Annotated in this window: 24 protein-coding genes and 1 other RNA gene; 16 read left to right on the top strand and 9 right to left on the bottom strand. The window is 53.6% G+C overall.

Annotation, left to right across the window (positions count from 1 at the left end):
* Window positions 1-2 precede the first annotated feature (2 nt).
* A complete protein-coding gene (locus tag ACJJI0_RS20780) occupies window positions 3-1166 on the top strand; it encodes a hypothetical protein (RefSeq protein WP_444884036.1) in 1164 nt (387 codons plus the stop codon).
* Window positions 1167-1190: 24 nt separating this feature from the next.
* Here the strand turns inward: ACJJI0_RS20780 and ACJJI0_RS20785 are convergent, their stop codons facing one another.
* Both ACJJI0_RS20785 and ACJJI0_RS20790 read right to left on the bottom strand, forming a co-directional pair.
* Complete coding sequence (locus ACJJI0_RS20785) at window positions 1191-1625, bottom strand: nuclear transport factor 2 family protein (RefSeq protein WP_444884037.1); 435 nt, start codon at window positions 1623-1625, stop codon at window positions 1191-1193.
* A gap of 27 nt (window positions 1626-1652) precedes the next feature.
* A complete protein-coding gene (locus tag ACJJI0_RS20790) occupies window positions 1653-2795 on the bottom strand; it encodes a S1C family serine protease (RefSeq protein ID WP_444884038.1) in 1143 nt (380 codons plus the stop codon).
* Between the two features lie 604 nt (window positions 2796-3399).
* Between ACJJI0_RS20790 and sat the strand changes: the two genes are divergently transcribed.
* On the top strand, window positions 3400-4590 hold the full coding sequence (sat, locus tag ACJJI0_RS20795; RefSeq protein ID WP_444884039.1) for a sulfate adenylyltransferase: 1191 nt from the start codon (window positions 3400-3402) through the stop codon (window positions 4588-4590).
* 90 nt (window positions 4591-4680) lie between these two features.
* On the opposite strand, the gene ACJJI0_RS20800 is transcribed toward sat, so the two are convergent.
* Window positions 4681-5121 (bottom strand): Z-ring associated ZapG family protein, encoded by a 441-nt coding sequence (locus ACJJI0_RS20800; RefSeq protein WP_252082986.1) that lies wholly within the window; start codon window positions 5119-5121, stop codon window positions 4681-4683.
* A 357-nt stretch (window positions 5122-5478) separates the two neighbouring features.
* Between ACJJI0_RS20800 and zapE the strand changes: the two genes are divergently transcribed.
* From zapE to ACJJI0_RS20845, 9 genes are all read left to right on the top strand, one after another.
* Window positions 5479-6603: a cell division protein ZapE gene (zapE, locus tag ACJJI0_RS20805; protein ID WP_444884040.1), complete on the top strand. Its 1125-nt coding sequence runs from the start codon at window positions 5479-5481 to the stop codon at window positions 6601-6603.
* A 127-nt stretch (window positions 6604-6730) separates the two neighbouring features.
* Complete coding sequence (rplM, locus tag ACJJI0_RS20810) at window positions 6731-7159, top strand: 50S ribosomal protein L13 (RefSeq protein WP_152454552.1); 429 nt, start codon at window positions 6731-6733, stop codon at window positions 7157-7159.
* 15 nt (window positions 7160-7174) lie between these two features.
* Complete coding sequence (gene rpsI, locus ACJJI0_RS20815; RefSeq protein ID WP_252082984.1) at window positions 7175-7567, top strand: 30S ribosomal protein S9; 393 nt, start codon at window positions 7175-7177, stop codon at window positions 7565-7567.
* Window positions 7568-7868: 301 nt separating this feature from the next.
* On the top strand, window positions 7869-8468 hold the full coding sequence (petA, locus tag ACJJI0_RS20820; protein WP_444884041.1) for a ubiquinol-cytochrome c reductase iron-sulfur subunit: 600 nt from the start codon (window positions 7869-7871) through the stop codon (window positions 8466-8468).
* Window positions 8465-10666: a ubiquinol-cytochrome c reductase gene (locus tag ACJJI0_RS20825; protein WP_444884042.1), complete on the top strand. Its 2202-nt coding sequence runs from the start codon at window positions 8465-8467 to the stop codon at window positions 10664-10666. Before petA ends, ACJJI0_RS20825 begins: the two co-directional genes overlap by 4 nt.
* A gap of 104 nt (window positions 10667-10770) precedes the next feature.
* Window positions 10771-11397: a glutathione S-transferase N-terminal domain-containing protein gene (locus tag ACJJI0_RS20830; RefSeq protein ID WP_252082981.1), complete on the top strand. Its 627-nt coding sequence runs from the start codon at window positions 10771-10773 to the stop codon at window positions 11395-11397.
* A gap of 25 nt (window positions 11398-11422) precedes the next feature.
* On the top strand, window positions 11423-11818 hold the full coding sequence (locus ACJJI0_RS20835; RefSeq protein ID WP_252086012.1) for a ClpXP protease specificity-enhancing factor: 396 nt from the start codon (window positions 11423-11425) through the stop codon (window positions 11816-11818).
* Between the two features lie 167 nt (window positions 11819-11985).
* Entirely contained in the window at window positions 11986-13164 is a 1179-nt protein-coding gene (locus ACJJI0_RS20840) for a GGDEF domain-containing protein (RefSeq protein WP_444884043.1), read from the top strand.
* Between the two features lie 106 nt (window positions 13165-13270).
* Window positions 13271-13894 (top strand): Yip1 family protein, encoded by a 624-nt coding sequence (locus tag ACJJI0_RS20845; protein WP_252082979.1) that lies wholly within the window; start codon window positions 13271-13273, stop codon window positions 13892-13894.
* Window positions 13895-13913: 19 nt separating this feature from the next.
* On the opposite strand, the gene ACJJI0_RS20850 is transcribed toward ACJJI0_RS20845, so the two are convergent.
* Together ACJJI0_RS20850 and ACJJI0_RS20855 are read right to left on the bottom strand one after the other, a co-directional pair.
* A complete protein-coding gene (locus ACJJI0_RS20850) occupies window positions 13914-15809 on the bottom strand; it encodes a M48 family metallopeptidase (RefSeq protein WP_444884044.1) in 1896 nt (631 codons plus the stop codon).
* Between the two features lie 3 nt (window positions 15810-15812).
* Window positions 15813-16409: a LemA family protein gene (locus ACJJI0_RS20855; RefSeq protein ID WP_444884045.1), complete on the bottom strand. Its 597-nt coding sequence runs from the start codon at window positions 16407-16409 to the stop codon at window positions 15813-15815.
* A 178-nt stretch (window positions 16410-16587) separates the two neighbouring features.
* Between ACJJI0_RS20855 and ACJJI0_RS20860 the strand changes: the two genes are divergently transcribed.
* Window positions 16588-17778: a thiolase family protein gene (locus ACJJI0_RS20860; protein ID WP_444884046.1), complete on the top strand. Its 1191-nt coding sequence runs from the start codon at window positions 16588-16590 to the stop codon at window positions 17776-17778.
* A 129-nt stretch (window positions 17779-17907) separates the two neighbouring features.
* On the opposite strand, the gene ACJJI0_RS20865 is transcribed toward ACJJI0_RS20860, so the two are convergent.
* The 4 genes from ACJJI0_RS20865 to ACJJI0_RS20880 form a co-directional block, all read right to left on the bottom strand.
* Window positions 17908-18498 carry a BON domain-containing protein gene (locus ACJJI0_RS20865; RefSeq protein WP_444884047.1) on the bottom strand — a complete coding sequence of 197 codons (591 nt, stop codon included), beginning with the start codon at window positions 18496-18498 and terminating at the stop codon, window positions 17908-17910.
* Window positions 18499-18501: 3 nt separating this feature from the next.
* Window positions 18502-19092 (bottom strand): SIS domain-containing protein, encoded by a 591-nt coding sequence (locus ACJJI0_RS20870; RefSeq protein WP_226645585.1) that lies wholly within the window; start codon window positions 19090-19092, stop codon window positions 18502-18504.
* A gap of 63 nt (window positions 19093-19155) precedes the next feature.
* On the bottom strand, window positions 19156-19518 hold the full coding sequence (locus ACJJI0_RS20875; RefSeq protein WP_252082974.1) for a YraN family protein: 363 nt from the start codon (window positions 19516-19518) through the stop codon (window positions 19156-19158).
* Window positions 19505-21418, bottom strand: a complete 1914-nt coding sequence (locus tag ACJJI0_RS20880; protein WP_444884048.1) for a penicillin-binding protein activator — start codon at window positions 21416-21418, stop codon at window positions 19505-19507. The genes ACJJI0_RS20875 and ACJJI0_RS20880 overlap by 14 nt, the downstream gene beginning before the upstream one ends.
* Before the next feature lie 39 nt (window positions 21419-21457).
* Between ACJJI0_RS20880 and rsmI the strand changes: the two genes are divergently transcribed.
* From rsmI to rsmH, 4 genes are all read left to right on the top strand, one after another.
* Window positions 21458-22300 (top strand): 16S rRNA (cytidine(1402)-2'-O)-methyltransferase, encoded by an 843-nt coding sequence (gene rsmI, locus ACJJI0_RS20885; RefSeq protein WP_444884049.1) that lies wholly within the window; start codon window positions 21458-21460, stop codon window positions 22298-22300.
* A gap of 69 nt (window positions 22301-22369) precedes the next feature.
* Window positions 22370-22737: RNase P RNA component class A (rnpB, locus tag ACJJI0_RS20890), an RNA gene on the top strand.
* A 465-nt stretch (window positions 22738-23202) separates the two neighbouring features.
* The gene (gene mraZ / locus ACJJI0_RS20895) at window positions 23203-23646 is read left to right on the top strand and encodes a division/cell wall cluster transcriptional repressor MraZ (RefSeq protein ID WP_252082971.1); all 444 of its coding nucleotides are present in this window, start codon (window positions 23203-23205) and stop codon (window positions 23644-23646) included.
* A gap of 12 nt (window positions 23647-23658) precedes the next feature.
* Complete coding sequence (rsmH, locus tag ACJJI0_RS20900; protein WP_444884050.1) at window positions 23659-24591, top strand: 16S rRNA (cytosine(1402)-N(4))-methyltransferase RsmH; 933 nt, start codon at window positions 23659-23661, stop codon at window positions 24589-24591.
* Window positions 24592-24594: the final 3 nt, after the last annotated feature.

Here is a 24594-nt window from a genome sequence, read left to right on the forward strand (position 1 = left end):
TCATGCGTAAATTACTTCTGTGTTTAGCCGCCCTTAGCCTGGTTGGTTGTGCGACGACTGATGAATATAGCGTTGAAAAATATTCAAGGTTTGAGCAGAGCCTTCCCGCCCTATCCCTATTCGCCAAGATGCCTGGTGAGGATTTTGAACGGCGCTGTAACGACTATTCCGAAAGTTCTCTGCTCAAATATTGTCAGTATGGTGTAGTGGACTACACGGAACTATTGGGGCAGCTGGAAGCCTCCACAGCCTTTAGTTCTGTGCACTCTGGTAACGACGATATTCCTTACCAATTACTGGTAACTTCTGCCGGTTATTCTGAGGAGGGGATAGAGGATATCGGCGAGGCGGTTATAGCAGGTGCCACTTTGATGTTGGCTCCTATGCGTACCACGCAGGATATCCATATCGATGCAATCCTGACTTGGCATGGCCTACCCTTGAAGCGTTATCAATTAGAGTTTCCGTTCACAACAACAATAGGCCTGTTTACTTCTCCGCTTGCCGCAAAGCGAGATTTAGCCAAAGTGGTAGCAGGGGAGCTGATAGCTTTACTGCAGGAAGATAGGGTTATGGCTCCGGAGTATCTCTATCAATCCATTGGAGCGAGTGACTACCATTCGGCTCTGAATTTGCCGGAGTCTGTCGGTGAGTATGTGAGCAACCCCCTTGTGCTTGCTAGCCACCCGTTATTTGGGGCTCAAACGCGCTACGTGCACCGTCAGTTTCAGTTCGATTCTGTAGATGTTTTTGTCTACCCAATCCCCAATTGGGAGTGGGGAGATCTGAAGCAGGCGCAGGTTGAGGAGCTGGATAGGGTTCGCGAGGAACTTGAGCTGGTCGAGAGGGAGGCTCAGTGGCAGGTGTTGGATCTCAGCGAGGAGGCCTCAGAAATATGGCGCGTACAGGGGCAGGACATGCCCGTGACCAGGCTTTCTGGTTATTTCCTCGCCGCAGATGGGGAGCGCTTTGATACCCATACCTATTTATTTGTACGCAAGGATAAATTTATTAAGGTGCGAGCTTCTTTTTCCGGAGAGGGGAGAAGCAGGGAGGAGGTAGAGACTTTTGCTAGGGGGCTAATTGCCCAGGCGAATGTACCCAGTGAATCCCGATTTATGGCTAATGTTCGCGAGAATTGGCGGGAAAGGCGGGCCGGGGACTAGCCTGGCCCACGCAATATCCTATTTCTACTGGCTTCCTTCTCTGGGAATTTGGGTTGCCTGCCAGGCGATTACAAACCAGTCTCCCTGGCGTTTCACAAAAGTGCCTGTATTTAAATAATAGTTTTTCCTTCCTTTGACACTATCGTTGGCGACTAATTTGAAAGCTACTACTGCCGTATCTCCGAGTAGGCGAATATCGATATCCTCTGCGGCGTAGTTTACTGTTATTGGCTCATCGCCAGCTGTCTCCATGCCCTGCATGATTTTGGCTTTGCCAAATCGCTTTCCCGCGGAGCTGGTATAGACAAGGTCATCAGCCCAAAAGCGCTGATGGGCCTCGGCACTGCTGGCAGCATTATCGATAAAATAATGTAGTAGTTTTTGGAGTTCCTCTTTGTCATTGGCCCAGCATTGCCCGGCAACAAGAGTCGCGAGGATGGAAAGGATGATTGTGCGCATAGGTTGTCTTCCTTGTTCCCCGGCAGGCTATTCCACAGGGGTTGTTGTATCAGGCTTGACTGACACGGTAGCTTCCACGGTATGAGACTGCCCCTCTCGAGTAAAGGTAATGGATATGGTGTCTCCAGGACGCAAGGTTGCCATGGTGGCCTCACCTTGCTTTCCGTCGCCAATGGGGAGTCCATCAATATGGGTGATCACATCTCCAGGTTTGAGTCCGGCGTTATGAGCTGGGCTCTCATTGTAGATGGCAGTAATCATGACGCCACCGGTGGACAGGAGATTGAATTCCTTAGCCATCTGCGGGCTGATTGCGCTGGCTTCGATGCCTAGCCAGCCAGGTACAACGCGACCGTAAGCAATAATGTCCTGCATTACTTTAAAAGCGATATTGGCGGGAATGGCGAAGCTGATCCCGCCGGAGTAGCCGGACTGGTTGAGAATAGAAGTGTTAATTCCGAGCAGGCGCCCGCGAGAGTCCACCAATGCGCCGCCGGAGTTACCCGGGTTCACGGCAGCGTCAGTTTGCAAGAAATTCTGTAGGTGGCTTCCGGTGCCGGAGTTTTCCAAGTGGCGTCCCTTGGCGCTAATGATACCTTGGGTGACCGTCTGGCCAACCCCAAAAGGGTTGCCAATAGCCAGAACTACATCGCCTACTTGAGCGGATTCGGGCTCACCAACTGAGATAGAGGTTAGACTGTCGAGTTCGATTTTCAAAACGGCCAAATCAAAGTCGGCATCGCTACCGACCATGCGAGCCTGTGCCTCGCGGCCATCGGCGAGTAGAATGACAATAGCGTCTGCCTGGTCGACCACATGGTGGTTGGTGAGAATATAGCCGTTGTCACTGACAATAACCCCAGAACCGAGGTTCGACTGCATGCGTTCCCTCTGTGGGACATTCATGTTGTCGAACAAACGGCGAAAAAGGGGGTCATTAAATAGTGGGTGTTGCCGCTGTGGTAGTGCCATGCGGGTATAAATGTTAACTACAGCGGGACCAGCCATATTGACTGCTTGGGCATAGGAAACCGGCCCCTGCCAATCCTCCTGGGGAGGTGTGGGGTTTGTGCCGCGCAACTGCGGAAATATGACCAATAGTAGTGCGGCCATAGCCAAACCTATCAGGGCAGGCAGGGCCCAATCCTGTAAAAAGCGATTTTGGGACACTCGAGACTCCTCATTTGCGCTGATTATACACACCTCTCGCTGGGGATTCGCCGAGTACAGCCTTGCTACAGTTTCGGTGATTGGTTCAGGGTGAGTTAGGGGGTCTGCGAGGAGTTTTCTATCCCCCCAGTGACTATTGAGGGTGCGTTAGTGGGGGTATTTAAAAGATCAGCATCAATGACCACTGTTTAGGAGCCTTCAAGCCAGTCCATTCATATGCTTGCCAGTGCTTAAAGTTACCTTGTGATCCCCGCGAGGCTTATTGAGTTTGATCGGGGGTGGTAAGCTGACCTTTCTCGCCCCAGTTTTTATATCTATCCCCTATTGATGTTGACAGCCCCAAATGGATATTCAGGGATATTTTCCCAGCGCTTATTTCCTGGCTAGATTAACCGCAGCCTTTACTTCGAATATATGTACGATATGTAAAAATTGTGTTTTGGTAGAGCATCAATTTCTTAGAGCAGTATTGTTGTTTGATGGGCTATAGGGGGAGCTATACTCCCCCACTCTGTATAGGTTTGACATTGGTCAGCCTTTATAGATGCGTATAATGGCCAGCCGATAATTGACTAACCGGCAAATTTTGTATTTGGAGACCAAAATGTCCTTAGTTCGTCCCCACGGCAGTGTTGAGCTGCAGCCTCGCTTTGTTTATGACAGCGAGCGGCATCACCAGCTGATGCATGAGGCGGAGTCGTTGCCCTCTATTGTGGTTAGCTCTGCCGCTGCTGCTAATGCAGTCATGCTGGGAGCGGGCTATTTCAACCCCTTACACGGTTATATGAACTTGGCCGATGCGCTGAGTGTTGCTGCCACCTTGCGCACAGTCGACGGCCTCTTTTGGCCTGTGCCGGTGTTGAATGTTGTTGAAGACACCAGTGCTATTGAGGGGGCATCTCGAATCGCTTTGCGGGACCCGAATGTTGAGGGTAACCCGGTGCTGGCGATCATGGATGTGGAATCGATTGAAACCGTATCCGATGAGCAGATGGATGCTATGGCCGAGCAGGTCTTTGGCACCCTGGATGATAAGCATCCCGGTGTAGCCACCTTTAAATCCGCTGGTCGCCAGTTAATTTCTGGCCCTATCGAAGTACTGAACTTTAGTTATTTTATTAACGACTTCCCGGATACCTTCCGCACAGCGGTAGAAATTCGCAACGAGTTTGCCGAGCGTGGTTGGAGTAAAGTGGTGGCCTTCCAAACCCGCAATCCTATGCATCGCGCCCATGAAGAGCTGTGTAAGATGGCTCTCGAAGCGGTAGAAGCGGATGGTGTTCTGATTCATATGTTACTGGGGCAGTTGAAGCCCGGTGATATCCCTGCGCCGGTACGCGATGCCTCGATTCGCAAGATGGTCGAGCTCTACTTTCCTGCTAATACCGTAATGGTGACCGGTTATGGTTTTGATATGCTCTATGCTGGTCCTCGCGAAGCCGTGCTGCACGCGTTGTTCCGCCAGAACTGTGGTTGTAGCCACCTGATTGTAGGCCGAGATCACGCTGGTGTTGGAGATTACTACGGTGCCTTCGATGCGCAGACTATTTTCGATGAGAAGGTGCCTGAGGGTGCTTTGGAAATCGAAATCTTCCGAGCCGATCACACGGCCTACTCAAAGAAGCTCAATAAAGTTGTGATGATGCGTGATGTACCAGATCACACTAAGGAAGACTTTATTCTGCTGTCTGGAACCAAGGTACGTGAAATGCTGGGGGATGGCATTGCGCCGCCTCCGGAGTTCTCCCGCCCGGAAGTGGCGCAGATCCTGATGGATTATTATCAGAGTCTGTAAGTTTACAACTTAATGAAAAAGGCGGGATATCCCGCCTTTTGTGATTTTACACCGTTGTGAAAAATAGAGCTTATTGGGCTTTGTTACTTGTTAACTGCCTGCGTGGGCCTCTTTCTCCAGGCCGTAATCTTCATCGAGGGTGCCTTTGGCGCCGGGCTCTTTCGGTGCCCAGTCTTTCGGTGGTTCCATCTCTTGAAGTTGCTTGTCGTCTTCTTTTAGTTTGCCGCTACCGGCCTCAAGCATTTGTCGGCCTATATCCTGGTTGGAGAGGCGTAAAGCGCTATTGGATAGATACTCGTGAACGTCTTTGTAACTTTCGGTCAGGTTGTGAACCAGCTGAGAAGTTTGGTCAAAGTGTTCATTGACCTGTAGCTGGAAATCCTCGAGCTTGCTATTGGCCTCTCGCAGGCGCTGTTCCAGCTCTTGGGTGCGGTCAATACTGGAGCGCCCGCGAATCGCCAGGTAGGCTAAAAAAGCACCCAGCGTCATTCCGAGAATGCCAACTAAAATTAATACCGATGTAGAGTGCACTTCCTACCTCCCGAACTTGCTCTTATATGGCACTGGCGATCCCTGGTGCATGATTATGGATGGCGGTTATTTGGACCGCGATACTGTCTGAGGCCCTGGATGGTCAACGTTAAGTGACTGTCGCCCAATGTTAGCGGGCCCAGTATACGCGATTATTAATCTGACAATTAAGGTTGTTAGTTATTTGCGACACGCCAATTTACCGCCAGTTCCGAATTGCCGGTATAGGCTGGCGAATCGGACACGGGTAGGGCCTGGCTGGGTTCGCCGATGTTGTACCTTTGTCGCCTAGGCGGCTTTGTGGTGAATTTGGTAGAGTGCGCGCCTGTGATTTAGCTGTTGAAGAAATTTTCATCTATGTTGCCCGCCAAACCTCTCTTACTTTCCCCTCTTGAGCGCTATGAGAATGACCTGCAGCGCCCTGAATTTTTGGAGGACTCGTCCCAGAGGGCAGCGGTTCAGGAGCTGCAGAATCTGCACCTGCGCCTGGTGGCAAGGGCTGAGCGAGGGTTTCTTGCCGGGCTAGTCTCACGTCTGCGCGGCGCCGATGTTGGGCCTGAGCGCGGTCTCTACTTCTGGGGTGGGGTGGGGCGCGGTAAAACCTATCTGATGGATGCCTTTTATGAGTCCCTGCCGTTTGAGCAGAAGCAGCGCACCCATTTCCACAGGTTTATGCGCCAGGTTCATCTGGATCTGAAGGAGTATGCCGGGGAGAAAAACCCGCTGGAAAAGGTAGCCGACAAGATTGCGCGAAGAGCGCGTGTGCTCTGTTTTGATGAGTTCTTTGTCTCCGATATCGCTGACGCTATGATCCTGGCGGGCCTTTTGGATGCCTTGTTCCGCCGTGGGGTGGCTCTAGTGGCCACCTCTAATATCGTGCCGGAAGGGCTCTATAAAGATGGTCTACAGCGAGCCCGTTTTCTGCCAGCTATAGAACTCCTTCAGCAACACACCAAGGTGGTGAATGTCGATGGTGGCACCGACTACCGGCTGCGCACCCTGGAGTTACTGGAGCTATACCATGCTCCACTCGACAGAGCGGCAGACGAAAACCTGTCCAACAGTTTCTCCCGTCTGATCGTGGATGGTTGTGAGGTGCGCAGTGATGTCGACTTGCAGGTTGAGGGGCGTCCTATCCGCGCACTGAAGGTGGCAGATGATGTTGCCTGGTTCAATTTTGCAGATCTGTGCGATGGTCCTCGCTCACAAAATGACTATATAGAGTTGGCTCGGGAATTTCATACAGTGCTGTTGGCGGCGGTACCGAAGTTTGATGAGCGCATGGATGCCCAGGCGCGCCGCTTTATCAATTTGGTGGATGAATTCTACGATCGCTGCGTCAAGTTGGTGATCTCTGCAGAGGTACTGGCCGAAGAATTATATGGAGGGCAGCACCTGCGTTTTGAGTTTGAGCGCACGGTCAGTCGGTTATTGGAAATGCAGTCCAGGGAGTACCTGGAGAGGGCGCATCGCCCGGAATAGCCTCGCTTGCCGAGAAGGGTGGGCGCCCCAGAAATCGCTTGAAAAGCGAGCACTCCTTTTGTACTATCCGCGCTCTTTTGTGGGACGGCCCCTAAAACCAGGGGGTCATATTACAGGTGTTTATAACATGAAGACATACAGTGCCAAGCCAGAAGCGGTAAAACGCGACTGGTACATTGTTGACGCTGCGGACAAGACCCTCGGCCGTATTTCTGCCGAGATCGCCCACCGCCTGCGTGGCAAGCACAAGCCTGAATACACGCCCCACGTGGACACTGGCGATTACATTATTGTGATCAATGCCGAGAAGGTTCGCGTGACCGGCAATAAGGCCAAAGACAAGATCTACCACAGCCACTCCGGCTATCCCGGTGGTCTCAAGTCCATCAGCTTTGAAAAGCTGATCGAGAAAGCGCCCGAGCGTACCATTCAAAGCGCCGTTAAAGGCATGCTGCCGAAGGGTCCTCTGGGTCGCGCCATGTTCAAGAAGCTGAAAGTATACGGCGGTAGTGAACATCCTCACGCGGCACAACAGCCGATTGAACTGGCGATCTAAACGGGAAGAAATCTGATGGCAACTACTCAATACTACGGTACCGGCCGCCGCAAGACCTCCACTGCTCGTGTATTTATCGTGCCCGGTGAAGGAAAGATCAGCGTAAATGGTCGCGACCTGGACGAATACTTTGGCCGCCAGGTGGCTCGCATGATCGTGCGCCAGCCGCTGGAAAAAGTAGACATGGTCGAGAAATTCGACATCATCGCAACTGTAAAAGGTGGTGGTTCCTTTGGTCAGGCGGGTGCAATCCGTCACGGCCTGACCCGCGCCCTGATGCAGTACGATGAGGAGCTGCGTCAACCGCTGCGCGCCGCTGGTTTTGTTACCCGCGACGCCCGTGAGGTTGAGCGTAAGAAAGTGGGTCTGCGCAAAGCGCGTAAGAAGCCGCAATTCTCCAAGCGTTAAGCTTTCTTTTGGGCCCGGCAATTGCCGGGCTTTTTTCTATCCGGTAGTTGTGACTTTGAATACCCATTTGGGAATTGTTCAATTTCTCGCAATTTCACCGCGCAATTCCAGACGTTCCCCAGGTCTTTGCCTTGTATCAAAATGGCATTTTCTTTAACATTGCGCGGATTTGTATCCGCTTGATTTGTGGGGTTTATTCGCGCGGGCAATCTGCCGGAGCGGGACTTCTTTCAAGACTTTTTGGGTTTGGGCCAGCGCATTTCCGGTCTGTCCGGGATCGCTGTGATGGGAGAACTACGTCATGAGTGATGACGGTGTAAATGTAGGACGGCGCCGTTTTTTAACCGCTGCTACCTCTGTAGTTGGTGGTGCGGGTGCGGTTGGGGTGGCCGTGCCTTTCGTCGCTTCCTGGAAGCCGAGTGCCAAGGCGAAAGCTGCGGGCGCTCCGGTTAAGTACAACATTAGCAAACTTGAGCCGGGTCAGATGGTCACCGTTGAGTGGCGCGGCAAGCCGGTATATGTGGTCCGTCGTACTGACGAGATTTTACAGGACCTGGAAAAGGTGGAGCCGCTATTGCGAGACCCCAATTCCGAAGAGTCTATCCAGCCGGCTTATGTAAACCCGGAAAACCGCTCTATCAAGCCGAAGTTGTTGGTTCTGGTTGGTTTGTGTACTCACCTGGGCTGTGCGCCTATGTACCGTCCCGAAGTTGGTGCTGCCGACCTGGGTGGTGACGAATGGATGGGCGGTTTCTTCTGCCCCTGCCACGGTTCTAAATACGATATGGCTGGCCGTGTATACGCCGGTGTTCCGGCACCTACCAATCTGGAGGTTCCGCCTTATTCCTATGAGAGCGATGCTGTAATCGTGATTGGTGTAGACCAGGAGGGCGCTGCATGAAATGGCTAGCAAATTTCGGTGACTGGGTTGATCAGCGTTTGCCGATCTACCAGGCCTGGGATAAGCATATGGGCAAGTACTATGCGCCCAAAAACTTTAACCTCTGGTACTTCTTCGGCGTATTCTCCCTGCTCGTACTGGTCAACCAGTTGTTGACCGGTATTTGGCTGGTAATGAGTTTTAATCCCTCTGCCGAGGGCGCTTTTGCCTCCGTTGAATACATCATGCGCGATGTGGAGTGGGGCTGGTTGATACGCTATCTCCACTCGACAGGTGCGTCTGCCTTCTTCGTGGTGGTGTATCTGCATATGTTCCGCGGTCTGATGTACGGCTCTTATAAGCCGCCCCGCGAGCTGGTGTGGATCTTCGGTATGTGTATCTACCTGGTGCTAATGGCCGAAGCCTTTATGGGTTACGTACTGCCCTGGGGTCAGATGTCCTACTGGGGTGCCCAGGTGATCGTATCCCTGTTTGGTGCGATACCCGGCATCGGTGACACCCTGGTGGAGTGGATTCGTGGTGACTACCTGATTTCAGGTATTACTCTGACCCGATTCTTCTCTCTGCACGTCATTGCGTTGCCGTTGGTGCTGGTATTGTTGGTGGTATTGCACATTCTTGCGCTGCACGAAGTGGGCTCTAACAACCCAGACGGTATCGAGATCAAGAAGAACAAAGACGAGAACGGTATTCCCAAAGACGGCGTGCCTTTCCACCCTTACTACTCGGTTCACGACCTGGTGGGTATTGCGGTATTCCTGTTTATCTTTGCCACCGTGGTGTTCTTCTTCCCGGAGATGGGTGGCTTCTTCCTGGAGTACGCTAACTTCGAAGAGGCAAACCCGCTGAAGACACCGCCACATATTGCCCCTGTTTGGTACTTCACACCCTTCTATGCAGTTTTGCGCGCAGTAACTATGGATATTGGCCCTCTACCGGCTAAGTTCCTCGGTACTGTTGCTATGGGTGCTGCTATTGCGGTGCTGTTTGTGCTGCCCTGGCTGGATAAGAGCCCGGTGCGTTCCATCCGCTACAAAGGCTGGTTGCCCAAGGCATTACTGCTGGTGTTCGCTGCGGTATTTATTATCCTCGGTTATCTTGGTGTTAAATCTCCGACCCCTGAACGCAACTTCCTGTCTCAGGTGGCGACTCTGTTCTACTTCGCCTTCTTCCTGACCATGCCGGTCTGGACGAATCCGAAGAGCAAAAAAGGCATTGGTTCCTGGGTTGTAAGCATCGGCTTCGGTGTGCTGTTCCTGTGGATGGCCGTTGCCAATCTCTCTGTGAATACTTTCATGGCTGTGGTAACCCTTCTACTGGCTGGCTTCTTTGCCGCTCTGCCGTGGATTACTAACCGCGATGACGTATATCCGGAGCCTGAGCGTGTAACCAGCCCGTCTGGCGCCAAGACTTTCGGTATCCTGTTTATTGGTATCGTGGTTGTCGGACTGCTGACCCTTATCCCGATTAAGGCGGTAGGTGCCGAGTCCAGTGTTGAGCTGGACCACATCAATATCGACCTACAGGACAAGCCGTCTCTGCAGCGCGGTGCCAAGTACTTCGTCAACTACTGCATGGGTTGTCACAGTGCCAACTATTCCCGCTGGGAGCGCGTTGCCACCGATCTGGATATCCCCAACGAGTTGATGATGCAGAACCTGGTTCTGGGCAACGATAAGATTGGTAATCTGATGGAGATCTCCATGCGTCCGGATGACTCCAAGGTGTGGTTCGGTGCCACACCTCCGGACCTGACGCTGGTGGCCCGCTCCCGCTCCCCGGAATGGCTCTACACTTATCTCCGCAGTTTCTACAAGGATGACAGCCGGGCTACCGGTGTGAACAACCTGGTATTCCCCAGTGTCGCTATGCCCCATGTTTTGATGGAGCTGCAGGGTTTGCCGGAATGTGCCCCGGGTCCTAAGCGCGACCACGGCAAGATTGTGCGCGATGAGTTGGGCAACCCCATTATGGATGCCGATTGTGGCAGCCTGAAAGTCGGTAGTGTGAAGGGCTCCATGAATCCTGAAGAGTTCGACCAGGCTATGTATGACTTGGTTAACTTTATGGAGTACATTGCCGAGCCTATGGCTGAAGATCGCAAGCGCATTGGTTTCTACGTGCTGGCGTTTATTTTTGTATTCTTTATCTTCGCCTGGCTGTTGAACCGCGAGTACTGGAAAGACATACACCACTAAGTTTCGCCGGTTTCTCTTTGATGGGTGGTGGAGTTGCTCCGCCACCCTTTTATATTTTGAAAAGGTTGGCGCTCGCCGACCAACTAGTTTGAGGTAGATTGAACATGGGTGTGCCTACCAACAAGCGCTCCTCGATGACCTTCTTTTCCGATGGTCGCAGTCACTACAGCCACCGCGTGCGCATTGTGCTTGCAGAAAAGGGAGTTTCCGTCGACATCATTGATGTTGATCCCGATGATAAACCAGCCGAGCTCGCTGACCTCAACCCCTATAATTCTTTGCCCACCCTGGTAGATCGCGATTTAGTATTGTTCGAAACCAAGGTGATGATGGAATATCTGGACGAACGTTTCCCACATCCGCCGTTGCTGCCTGTGTATCCGGTTGCCCGTGCACAGAGCCGCCAGATTATGCACCGCATCGAGCGTGACTGGTGCCCGCTGGTAGATAAAATCTTGGCCGGCGGCAAAGATGTAGCTTCTGCGCGTAAAGAGCTGCGCGATAGCTTCGTTGGTATTGCGCCGATGTTTACCGAGTTGCCCTATTTCTTTAATGAAGAGTTCTCTCTGGTCGATTGCTGCATGGCCCCGCTGCTGTGGCGTCTTGAGCAGTTTGAAGTCAGTTTGCCTAAAACCAAGCAGGTTAAGCCGTTACTGGATTATATGGATCGCCTATTTGCTCGCGAAGCCTTCCAGCAGAGCCTGACTGAGTACGAACGGGAAATGCGTTGAGGACACTTTTGTGAGTAAGCCGGCTATGACATCCAATCGCCCTTACATTTTACGGGCGTTCTATGAGTGGATAACCGATAACCGGTGCACTCCCTATATTCTGGTGGATACCCATTTGTCTGGAGTCTTGGTGCCTCAACAGCATGTTAACGACGACGGCCAGATTGTGCTGAATGTCTCGGAAAGTGCTGTGGTTGGCCTGACCATGGATAATTATGCGATCAGATTTAATGCGCGTTTTGGTGGCGTGCCTACCGATATACAAGTCCCGGTAGGGGCGGTTATCGGTATCTATGCCCGTGAAAATGGGCAGGGCATGGTGTTCGAGCCTGAAGAGACCCCGGAGCCGCCGGAGCCGACACCGCCTACCAGTTTAGGCAAAAAGTCGGTGAAAAAGCCCTCTTTAAGGGTGGTGAAGTAATCGCATCAGGATTTCGAAGGGGGCGATTTTGCCCCCTTTGTTGTTTTTACTCTAGCTTATTTTCGCTCCTCTCTATTTCTGTGAGTTACTTCTGAGAATACGCGCTTGCTAGTTGCGTAAAATTGCCTGTTATTTTTTAGTTCCTATTCATCACCATGCCGTCGTATTTGCAGTGGCTGCGTTTTAGCTGGATACCTGGGCTACTTCTGGGTTTACCGCTTGTCCAATACTTACCCTGGCTTGATTTGGCCTTTCTGCACAATGCCCAGCTGCCATTTCTCCTGTTGGTAGGGGCGCTTCTACTCAGCTTTTTTTACCACTCCAGCCGGGTTGGTTTGGCTGCATTGCTGCTGATGGCTTTCTATGGGGCGACTCGCCTGGACTGGTTATTGGGGTGGGAGCAGGACCTACCTATTTACCTGGGATTGATAGCTCTCAATCTGATGCTATTTAGTTGTAGCCGCGATCGTAGTATCTGGGGCTATTTGGGGGGTGTCTGGTTAATGGCGCTTCTTGGGCAGGGGATGGGACTCTTTTGGGTGCAGCAGAACTTTGGTCCACTGTTGCAGCAGTTCTCGTTGCCACACTTGCCGGCTTGGTCGTTAGCCTTTGAATCGTTCACTTCCCCACTACCACTTTTGGCCTGTATGGCGGCTTCAATGGGGGCATTCGCTCTATTGATCCTTTACCCAGGACCAACAGCCATGGGGTTGCTAAGTTGCAACCTGCTTATGCTTTATGGGGTTTGGAGTGGTATGCCCTTGGTTCCTCTGATGTCTGTAGCGGGCTTACTTCTTCTAACTTCGTTGCTTGGGAGTAGTTATGAGCTGGCTTTTCGCGATGAACTGACCGGGGTTAAGTCTCGGAGGGCGTTTCGCTATCAAATGCTTACACCGGGGTGGCACTATTGCATTGCGATGATTGATATCGATCATTTTAAAAAGCTGAACGACCGCTTTGGGCATCAGCTTGGAGATCAGGTATTGCGGATGGTGGCTACCCAAATTGCCAGATATGCACCGGGGCAATTATTTCGCTACGGTGGTGAGGAATTTGTGTTGCTGATACCGGGGCGTGACTGGGAAGCGGCAGAGAAACAGCTGGAATTTATGCGGGAGAAAATTGCCTCTTACCCTATGCATCTGCGCTCAGGAAAACGTAGCTCTGGGAATAAATTTTGGCGTTTTGAGAACCGTACGGGCCAGCAAGTCAAGGTAACAGTTAGTATTGGCCTTGCCCAGAAAAGCAGGAGATTGAGAAGGGCTGAGGAGATTCTAAAAGCTGCGGACCAGGCACTTTATAAAGCTAAACGCAGTGGTCGAAATCGCATGAGTATCCACCATTGATATAAATCAACCTGATTTGAAAGTGGCGCTTAATTTCTTATTTGCATTGGTTATTTTCGCGCCGACCCCCGATACTGCAAAGCAGGGTATTAAAGGGAGAATAAGCGTGCGGTTACTCAGTCACACTATTGGTATTCTGACCAACCCAGAGAAAGAGTGGAAGGCTATACGGGCGGACAGGCATTCTTTCTTCCAGGTATTCATGACCCATGTGCCATTTCTAGCTTTGATACCTACAGTTGCCGGTTATTTTGGTGTAACTAGGGTAGGGTTTGAAGTAGGCGGGCACTTGGCGAAGCTGACCCCTGAGAGTGCGGCGGTTTTATCAATCGTTACCTATTTTGCTCTTTTGGTTGGTGTTTATTGCCTAGGGGAATTTATCAACTGGATGGCTAGGTCCTATGGGGTCGAGGGGGATGAGCCCACTAGGCACTATGAAGGTACAGCACTCGCCGTTTTTATCACCACACCGATTTTTCTTGCCAGCATTGTCGTGCTTTTCCCACACCCCTGGTTGACTATGGCTGCGGTCGGAATTGCGGGTATGTATTCCATTTATCTGGTGTTTGCAGGCATCCCCATTTTGATGAATATGAATAAAGAGCGGGCCTTTCTTTATGCTTGCGCAGTGTTGACCGTGGCCTTGGTGTTGATGGTCACAGTGCTAATCACCTCCGTTATTTTATGGAGTGTGGGCATAGGCCCAATCTATCAGCACCACGCTCCTTAAGAGTAAATAATTTGCCAGGCTAGTTTTCTTTTAATACTAGGGGCGGCATAGGGCAATCCAGGCTGTCCGCTATCGCTCTGAGCAACTCAATCTCTTCCGCCTTGATAATGCCATTGTGGTTTAGAGTGTAAACCAACGCTTTTAGCAGTAAGGGCTTTTCTAAAGGCTTCATTTGACAGGCTATAGCGATCGCTTTGTCCAGATGCTGCAGATCGATATCTTTGCGGCTTGGCAGTGGAGTAACCTCTAGCTGTAAAAACTTTAGCCCCTGCTCGTAGGCGCGTTTTGCCGGTAGGTACTCGCTATTACCCGCATGGGCAATGGCTGCGATCAGGAAACGAGAGGCATCGTTACCAGCGCCTTTCTTGTTGGAAAGGCGTTGCCGATCGGGACTCTCTTCCATGGCGTGCATCAATACTCGATACAGGGCCCACTCCCAGATCTCAATCTTTCCATCGCTGCGCAATAGTTTAATCAGGTTTCTCTTGAATACCTGGTATTGCTGTGGAACCAGTACTTTGAGTGCGGGTACGCAGAGATCTAAAAGCGGCAGGCGCGCATTGTCGGGCAGGGCTTTTAGTTGTGGAGCTAACTTGTGCATTTCTCTTACTACCGCGGGATGGGCGATTTTCTTCAATAGCACCATCTGGGTCTCGCGCTCGCTCTCCCCACTGTGCAGCAGCAGATGATAAATCAGAGCACGAGCGATGAAGGGGTCGTGAGCAGCCTGCAGGATAGCGGAGGGGATAGATTCCAGTAGCTGACGGCCGTATTGCACTTGTTGTGCACTGGGGCAGGCAATACTGTTGTCCACCGCTTCCAGGGCGACCTGGAAGGGGGCTGAGTCGACGAAATGGATAGTTGATCCGGAATTTGTTTCTTTAGTCTGTGTTTGTGCAGTGGAGCTTCGCTCATTGAGGTAGAGGCCATTCCAGCTCGGTTCTAGCCGCGCTATGCGTTTGCTCAGGGGAGGGTGGCTGGCGAACAGGTTGAAAAAAGAGCGCTTTAGGCCGCTGCTAAAAAACATATGACTGAACTCAGCCGCTCTGCCGCTGCTGAGGTTTGAGCCAGTGCTGTAGCCGCCAATTTTCTTGAGGGCGTTGGCAATACCTGCGTTGTTGCGGGTGAACTGGACCGCAGAGGCGTCTGCAAGATATTCCCGTTGCCGACTCACAGCGAATTTGATCAGGTTGCCGAGTAATGTTCCTGCATAGCCCACCACCATCAGAGCTAGGCCCAAAGCAAACAGGGGTATACGGCCGCGGTTATTACTGCTGTTGGGGTAGACGCCGCGCACCAGCCAGTGACCCAGCAGGCCGATAATCAATATGCCGTTCAGTAGGCCGACGATACGGATATTCAGACGTGTGTCGCCATTGAGGATATGGCTGAACTCATGCGCCACCACGCCCTGCAGCTCGTCTCGGTTGAGATTTTCAATGCAGCCGCGTGTTAGACCGATCACCGCATCGCAGGGCTTGTAGCCAGCGGCGAATGCATTGATGGCTTGATCTTCAATCAGGTACACATCTGGCACCGGGGTACCGGAGGCGATGGCCATCTCCTCTACCACATTCAGGGCGCGCTGTTCGGCAGGGCCCTGAGGGGCGATATTGAGTTTGCGCCCGCCCAGCGACTCAGCTACCACTTTACCGCCGGCGGCCAGCTGCTGCAGTTTGTACAGGCTGCCCAGGGCCACGATAGCCACAATGGTAAGTGCTATGTAGCCCACTGTCTGCCAGCCGAGCAGCTGCTCGATCGCCAGTGGGGAAAAAGCCTGGCCGCGGGAATACGAAACCGCAGCGGCAGCCACCAAGGTGGTCAATCCAACCAGCAGAATTAACGCCAAAGTAAAGAGTCCGACTAACAAGCCGCTGTTGCGCCTGGCCTTATCCTGGTACTCGAAGAAGTTCATCGCTTAAAACTCGATTCGTGGTGCTACCTGGATGGCTTCGCTGTCGGCAAACTCCAGTAAGCGGCCGTCGGCGCGGTGACCAAAGAATCCCGCCAGTAGAACGGGGGGAAAGCTCTGTTTGTAAATGTTGTAATTGGTGACTGCGTCGTTAAAGGCTTGGCGGGCAAAGGCAACCTTATTTTCGGTGCTGCTCAGCTCCTCGTTGAGCTGCATCATGTTCTGGTTGGCCTTGAGATCTGGATAGGCCTCCATAACAGCATTGAAGCGGCCCAGAGCGCTGTTTAGGGCACTTTCAGCACGGCCGAGGTTGTCGATCGCGCTGGCGTTGGAGGGGCTGGCTGCCGCGGCTTTCAGGTCGCTAATGGCGGTGTTGCGTGCACTGACCACCGCTTCAAGGGTATCCCTCTCATGCTGTAAGTAGCCCCTGGCGGTTTCCACCAGGTTGGGGATCAGATCGTGGCGGCGCTTAAGCTGCACCTCAATCTGAGCGAAGGCATTCTCGTTGCGATTTTTTAGGGATACCAGCCGGTTGAAGATGCCGATCCCGTAGAACAACAGTGCGGCCAAAACAACCAGAACGACGATGCTTGAAATCTCCATAATCCCCTCGCCACTTTTTCTTGTGATTGGCGTCGATAGTAACATGCCCCCGTGGCGATCGAGACGTATTGCCCCGGGGTTCTGGCGGAACGGGGTATGGCTTCGGCTATAATGCCGCGACATTAAAAACAATTGCCGCCAAGACAGGGATGGTGGCGCTGAACTGGGAGCAGACAGAATGAGCGATGTAACCTCAGATCCAGTAGTGATCGTTGGAATGGCACGCACCCCAATGGGTGCTATGCAGGGGAGCCTGTCGGCGTTGAGCGCGCCGCAGCTGGGCGCCGCGGCCATACGCGCGGCGCTGGAAGACGCCGGCGTGTCTCCTGCCGATGTCGATGAAGTACTGATGGGCTGTGTGCTTCCGGCCGGTGTCGGGCAGGCGCCTGCCCGTCAGGCTTCCCTGGCTGCGGGTATTCCCGAAGGCACGCCCACTACCACAGTTAATAAGGTCTGCGGCTCCGGTATGAAGACCGTGATGATGGCCCGCGACGCACTACTCTTGGGTGAAGGCAAAGTCATCGTTGCCGGCGGTATGGAGAGCATGAGTAATGCCCCATACCTGCTGGCCAAAGCTCGCTCCGGCATGCGCTTGGGACACGGCGAGGTCAAGGATTCAATGTTTCTTGACGGCCTGGAAAACGCGGCAGATGGCAAGTTGATGGGCACCTTTGCCGAGAGCACGGCCGAAAAATATGGCTTTACCCGTGAGGAGCAGGATGCTTTCGCACTGGAATCCCTGGCTCGGGCCCAGGCAGCCATCGAGAGTGGCAGTTTTGCTCGTGAGATCGCCCCAGTGACCATCGCTTCTCGTAAGGGCGAGGTAAAGGTTGATACGGATGAGGCCCCCGGCAATGCCCGCCCAGATAAGATTCCCCAGCTGAAGCCGGCCTTCCGCAAGGATGGTACTGTCACCGCGGCCAACTCCAGCTCTATTTCTGACGGCGCCGCCGCCCTGGTGCTGATGCGCAAGAGCGAAGCGGAGAAGCGCGGTCTCAAAGTGTTGGCGGTGATCAAGGCACAGGCTCAGTTTGCCCGCGAACCCGAGTGGTTCACCATCGCTCCGGTGGGCGCCATGCACAAGCTGCTGGAAAACTCTGGTTGGTCCGTCAGCGATGTAGACCTGTTTGAAATCAATGAGGCCTTTGCTGTGGTGACCATGTCGGCCATGCGCGAGCTGGATCTGCCCTGGGAGAGGGTCAATGTGAATGGCGGCGCCTGCGCATTGGGGCATCCTTTGGGCGCGAGCGGTGCCCGCATCCTGACCACCCTGCTGGCGGCGATGGAAAAGCGCGATGTAAAAAAAGGGGTGGCGAGCCTCTGTATCGGCGGTGGTGAGGCCACAGCAGTAGCGATTGAGCGGGTATAGGTCCCGCGCGATAGTTAGAAATAAAAAACGGAGGCAAAAGCCTCCGTTTTTTTTGCGCTTGTTCTTTTTGACCGATATCACCAGGCTCTTATTAAGGCCTAGCTACAGTAGCGCGCAGTGGATGAGTTGTTAGTTGATATATTCCACCGCTTTCACCACTTTTTGAACTCCGCCAATTGAGCGGGTGAGATCAGCAGCGCGCTCGGCCTCGGCTGGGGTGAGCAGCCCCATCAGGTAAACCACTCCGTTTTCCGTCACGACTTTAATGCGTGCACCATCAATTTCTTTGTGAGCGAGTAAGTTGGTTTTGACCTTGGTGGTCAGCCAGGCATCGCTGGTAGAGGCTAGAAAAGTAACTTTACCGCGAACCTGAGTTTCATTGTAAACCTGGCGAACATTTTGTACTTGGTTGGCAGTGCGCCCAGCGAGTAGGCGCAGTTCTTGATCGGGCACCTGTCCAGTGAGTAGTACGACTCCGTTAAAGGAGGTCACATCGATATTTGAGGTCTTCAGATCCGGATGTGCCTTATTGATATTGACCGTCACTATGGTTTCGATTCTCTCGTCATCGATATAGGTGCCCAGTGAGCGTTTGCCGGGATCTTGTTGAATGGGGCCATCGTGGGTGGCCTCCATAACGGTGCTACAGCCACCGAGTAATGCGGTTGCGGCAAGGGCAGAGAGAAGGCGTTTTCCCAAGGAAAGCTGGTTTTTTTTCATGGTTCAGTCCTCGTAGCCACCAAAAAGGCTGCTGTCGATTAGATCACACAGGCAAAAAATAGTCAGAAGGTGCACCTGGTGTACCTCTGCTGCGACATCAGAGGGCACTCGCAGTTCAATATCGTGTGTGTCTAGCAGGGCTGCACAATCGCCACCGTCGCCACCGGTCAGCGCCAGTATGCCCATATCGCGATCCCGTGCAGCGCGCATGGCTTGAACGAGATTTGAGTCGCGACCATCACTGCTGATAATTACCAAAAGGTCGCCGGGTTGTCCCAGTGCGCGCACTGGGTGCGCAAAGGTATCGGCGCTGCCGTGATTTTGCGCAACGGTGCCCATGGAGACGCCGTCACTGTTAAGGGCCATGGCGGGCAGGCCTGGGCGCTCACGCTGGAACCCCCCGGTAAGTTGAGAGCAAAAACTCTGTGCCAGGGCGCCGCTGACCCCATTGCCGCAGAGCAGCACCTTGCTCTCTGCCAGCAGTGTGTGCACCACCATTTCACTGGCTTCCGCAATCAGGGGCGCCAGTATCTCACCGGCGTTCATGGTGGCTTCCAGGCTGTGGTGAAAAAGGGTTACGACTCGCTGTTCCATTGTGTCCTTAATACTGGCGAACTGGGGTTCGCCATACTTGGCAAGGTAAATCTCGGTTTTGCCTCAAGCTTCGAAGGCGTTTTTAATCCACTGAATGTTTTGCGCATCGCCCTCTATAGCAAGGACATCGAAGCGGCAGGGACAGTCCAGTTTGTGTTGTTGCAAATAGCCGTGAGCAGTGGCGAGCAGTTTCTGTTGCTTGCGAATATCTACACTGGCTCCGGCCCCGCCGAAACGGTTGTTGCGGCGGAAACGCACCTCCACAAACACTACAGTATCGCTTTCACGGGCGATAAGGTCTATCTCTCCGTGGCGACTTCGGTAATTTCGTTCGATCAGGGTGAGTCCGGCACGCTGTAAATAGCGTGCCGCGGCGCCCTCCATGTGGGCGCCGATACTGCCTGCGGAGCCTTTAAAAAGTTTCACTATTATCCGCTTGCAGGCTGGGTTGTCGCGCTGGCATCGGGGGTTCTATGGTTGTAATCGGTACCGGCACACCTTTTTCAATTTGAGCCCACATCTGCTCGCGCACTATACGCCCGTCGGTGCTTAGGCTCAGTGCGCCGGTGAGGCCGTGAACTTTTTGCTCTGGGAACTGGCGCAACATTGGCAGACGCGGGTAGAGACGGAAAGCATCTGCGCCCAGAGCGTAAAGGCGGGCGAATGCAGCCTGCGGGGCTACCTGCTCTTCGATATTCCGTTTGGTTTCACTGTCTTCAAACAACCAGGGCAGTGCGGTAAAGCGCACGCCATTGATATCTCGATCGCGATTTGGGTTAGCCTGGCCGGCAAAAACATGTGAGGTCGCATAAACCGGCAGGTCTCCAGCATAGAAGTAGGTCAACATGGGGTTGAGCTGTCGTGCCTGCTGCGGCAGGGCGGCAACAAAGATCATGTCGACATCACCGCGCCGGCGTGGGGTGAACTCCAGTGGCGCCGACAGGCGTCCCTGGAGTGCCTTCTTGCGTGCCTTACTGTCGGGAATGAGTAGGACATCGCTGACCAGGTCAGAAAATTTGCTGTTATTAGTGAAGGTTTCATTGATGCTTACGGAGCCGCCAAGTTGCTGCCATTCCTCCACGAACGTTTCGGCACCACGCTGTCCCCAGCTGCTATTGGTGCTCAAAACCATCGCTTGGCGATGTCCCTGGCGATAGGCGTGACGAGCAATCTGGCGAGCTTCATCCTCAACTGCCAGTCCAAATTGGACCAGGTCGCCAGTAAGTCGGCCCCTGTCTCCATAGTTCAGCGCGAGTGTGGGGACGGGTAACTTTTCAGTGGCCAGTAAGTTAGCGACCTTACTTTTATCGAGTGGGCCGACAATAAACTGCGCTCCCGCGTCTACAGCATTTTGATAAATCTCCTCGAAAGGTTGTTCGGTACCGGTGTCGTACACCAATACCCGAGGCGTTGCTGCACCAGCTTTTAAGGCGGTGTAGTGGGCGGCCATAAAACCATCGCGAATCGCGCGGCCGGCACTGCCCAGTGAGCCACTGATAGGCAGTAATAAGGCAATATTATCTGCCCGCTGCGCAGCTAGGCGTTCGAGTAGTTGCAGTGCCTCGGGTGGGTGGGAATTGGCACTGTGTGCTGGCCAGCGCTCCCGCCAGCGGCTCAGGGCGGTGAGTTGAGAGCTGATATCGGCCTGGGTATCGCGCCCCAGCAGGGCGAGCTGATACCAGCCGCGCATCTGGGTATCGCTGCTACTGTTAGCGCGCTGCTGAAGTTCACTGGAGGGCAGCTGGGTTAACAGCTGCCAGAAACCGTTGTTGTTCTCGGTGATGCTTTCATCAGATTGGGCCAGGTAGGAAATCTCGCGGCGCTCAGATATAGCGCTATCCAAGTCTCCCAAAAGCCCCCATAGGTCGGCACGCAGGTTTCGCAACGGCAGGGCGGTATCGTGGGGTAGTTGCCTCCAGACGCTGTCGAGGCGCGTCGAGGTTGCTAGGTCTAAAGCCTCGAAGAAATCGTCATTATCAACCAGTAGGTGGCCGTAAACCTGGGCGTAGCTGGCAAACAGAGTGTCGTCGAGCTGCTCGGGAATTATTAGGGTTACTGCGTCTTTGGCCGTCTCTTTGTCGCCCAGCTCGTATAGAATAGCCGCCGCTTGCAGACGCTGTTGGTCCCTAGCGGGTGCCGGCAGGGTATCTGCGCGGCGCAGCAGCCGCAGGGCATCACTGCGGCTGACTTGGTGGTTTGCCGGATAGGAGGGCTGGTAGCCCCCAGGCCGTGAGGCTGGAGTCTGGCAGGCAGCTAAGGCCAGTGTCAGGGCGGCGGCTGCCACGCTGGTGATCACAGTAGAGGTACGCCGGGAAGAGGCGAACATATTCTTCTCCCGCAATATTTATATTTGGAGTGAACAGCTATGGGGCCGGATCAGGCGCTGCTATATATTGTTGCTACGCCCATCGGTAATTTGGCCGATATGGTACCGCGAGCGATTGAAGTTCTACAATGCGCCGATCTGGTTGCGGCAGAGGACACACGTCACAGTCAGAGACTCTTTTCCCATTTCAATATCGATACGCCGCTAATGGCCTATCACGATCATTCCGATGGTAAGCGTACGGGACAGATACTACAGCGCCTGGAGCAAGGGCAAACGGTGGCGCTGATCTCCGATGCCGGTACCCCACTAATCTCCGACCCCGGCTATCGTCTGGTACGCGAGGCGCGAGAAAAGGGTATTCGCGTGGTGCCTATCCCAGGCGCCTGTGCCTTTGTCGCCGCGCTGAGTGCTGCCGGCTTGCCCAGTGACCGCTTTAGCTTTGAGGGTTTTCTACCCGCCAAATCCGGCCCCCGTGAGCGAGCATTACAGGAGTTGGCATCAGACAGTCGCACTCTGGTTTTCTATGAGGCGCCCCACCGGGTCGCAGATACCTTGCAGGCGATGGCAGAGGTTTTTGGCGCTGAGCGCGAAGCGGTCATAGCGCGGGAGGTGAGCAAGGCCTTCGAGACATTCCAGTTGATGCCTTTGGGTGAGTTGGTAAATTGGGTACGTTCCGACAGTAATCAGCAGCGAGGAGAGATTGTATTGTTGGTGCGTGGTGCTGAGCGTCGCCGCGACAATGCGCTGGATGGAGAGGCGCAGCGAGTGATGACTCTGTTGCTGGCCGAGTTACCACCGAAAAAGGCCGCCGCTATTGCTGCGGAGATTACCGGTGTTAATAAGAAGGTCCTGTATAACTGGAGCCTGGAGCAAAAATAAGGCGCTGTCTTTCGCGGTTCAGGGAAAATGCCTGTTGCATTCCGGCTGTCGCCTCATTACTCTTCGCCGCGAGCTGGCCGGGCAATCGCTGTCGCCTTGTGCGGTGGAGGAAAGTCCGGGCTCCATAGGGTGGAACGCCAGGTAACGCCTGGGGGGCGCGAGCCTACGGAAAGTGCAGCAGAGAGTAGACCGCCGATGGCTTCCCTCGATTTTGGTCTGGGGAAGCACAGGTAAGGGTGAAAGGGTGCGGTAAGAGCGCACCGCGCGGCTGGTAACAGTCCGCGGCACGGTAAACCCCGTTCGGAGCAAGACCAAATAGGCCCTCTATAGGTGTGACCCGCACTGAGGGCGGGTAGGTCGCTTGAGGTGTCTGGTGACAGGCATCCCAGATGAATGGTTGTCCTCGACAGAACCCGGCTTACAGGCCAGCTCACACATTTCTAAAGCCCGGCATCCGCCGGGCTTTTTATTTTGCTCCCTCTAGCTTGGCATAGCCTTTGGCGGAGAATGGAACGGATGTACCTCTGTTTTTGATCGTGGCGCGCTTACTGGTGCTGTGGCGGCTAGTTTAATATGGTTGACTATTTTGTAAGTGGGTGCCCACTCCATTTTGTTACTTTGTGACAGTGATTTATATGTCATTACTCCCATCTTTGCTGTAGACCCCGATTTTACTGGGGTTTATGCGGACTTTGCGGTCGATTTCCTTGACTTTGTGTCGACCAGTTTTATAGTGTCGAGAGTGGGTAAAAGTGGAAATTCGTGGAACTTTGTGGTTTATTCGTCGCCGGTAAGTGGGCATTTACACAGTGCGGCGTAAGTTTAAATTTTTCCCGCTATCGGCCCGCTGGATGAAGGGGTCTACCGCGACAATCGCCTAGCAGAGCGAGTGAACTCACAAAGTGTATTTAGGCAGCCATGCAATCAATATGGACGCCAAGGGGCGTCTGGCGATACCGGCGAAGGTCCGCGACCGCTTGCTGGAGGAGTGCGCCGGTAGCCTGGTGATCACAGCTCATACAGAGGAGCGTTGCCTGCTGGTCTATCCGGCGCCGCAGTGGCAGCAAATTTTGCCTAAAGTCGAGGCTCTTCCCAGCTTTAATAAGGTGGCGCGCCGGGCCCAGCGATTACTGATTGGTTATGCCTGTGAGCTGCAGGTGGATGGCAATGGCCGCGTTTTGATCCCTCCTACTCTGCGCGAATATGCGGGGCTGGAGAAAAAGCTGATGCTCGTGGGGCAGGGCAAGAAATTAGAACTTTGGAGCGAGGAACGATGGATGTCCTGGCTCGATAATAGTGACGACGAGGAGGGAATGCCCGAGGAAATGGCTTCCCTTTCTTTATAAGGAGTACACCGAGTGTCTCAAGAATTGCATCGCAGTGTGTTGTTGCGCGAGGCCGTGGACGCTCTGGTGACTGACACCGAAGGTTTCTATGTGGATGGGACCTTTGGGCGCGGTGGACACAGCGCTGCGATCCTCGAACAACTGGGCCCCAAGGGGCAATTGTTGGCTGTGGATAAAGACCCCCAGGCGATTGACTATGCGCAGCAGCGTTTTGCTGCTGAGCCGCGCTTTTCAATTTGGCACGGCTCCTTTGCCGATATGGATCTCGCTGTTGGCGAGAGGGCGGGAAGTGTTAACGGAATCCTGTTGGACTTAGGGGTTTCATCTCCCCAGTTGGATCAGGCTGAGCGCGGCTTTAGCTTTATGCAGGACGGGCCGCTGGATATGCGTATGGATACTAGCCGGGGTATCAGCGCAGCGCAGTGGGTGAATACCGAGGCCGAGGATGAGATGGTCCGGGTGTTTAAAGAATATGGCGAGGAGCGTTTCGCGCGGCGAATGGCCGCAGCCATCGTTCGCCGTCGCACTGAAAAGCCCTTCGAGCGAACTTTGGATTTGGCTGAGGTAGTGAAGGCAGCCAATCCAGCTTGGGAAAAGGGTAAGCACCCGGCTACTCGAGTCTTCCAGGCTATTCGCATTCATGTGAATGGTGAGCTGAACGACCTGCAGAGTACGTTGGAGAAGTCTCTGCAGTTGCTCGCGCCGGGAGGCCGGTTGGTGATTATCAGCTTCCATTCGCTGGAAGATCGCATGGTCAAGCGCTTTATCCGCGAAAAAGAGCGCGGACCCAAATTGCCGCGCGGACTTCCGGTAATGGATAGCCAAATCGCGAAGCCCCTGCGTTCAGTGGGCAAAGCGGTCAAGGCTAACACCATTGAGGTGGATGAAAACCTGCGCTCGCGCAGTGCGGTGATGCGGGTTGCCGAAAAGCAGGGTGGGTGCTGATTC

This window comes from Microbulbifer mixtoriginis (SeqCode) (assembly GCF_052466695.1).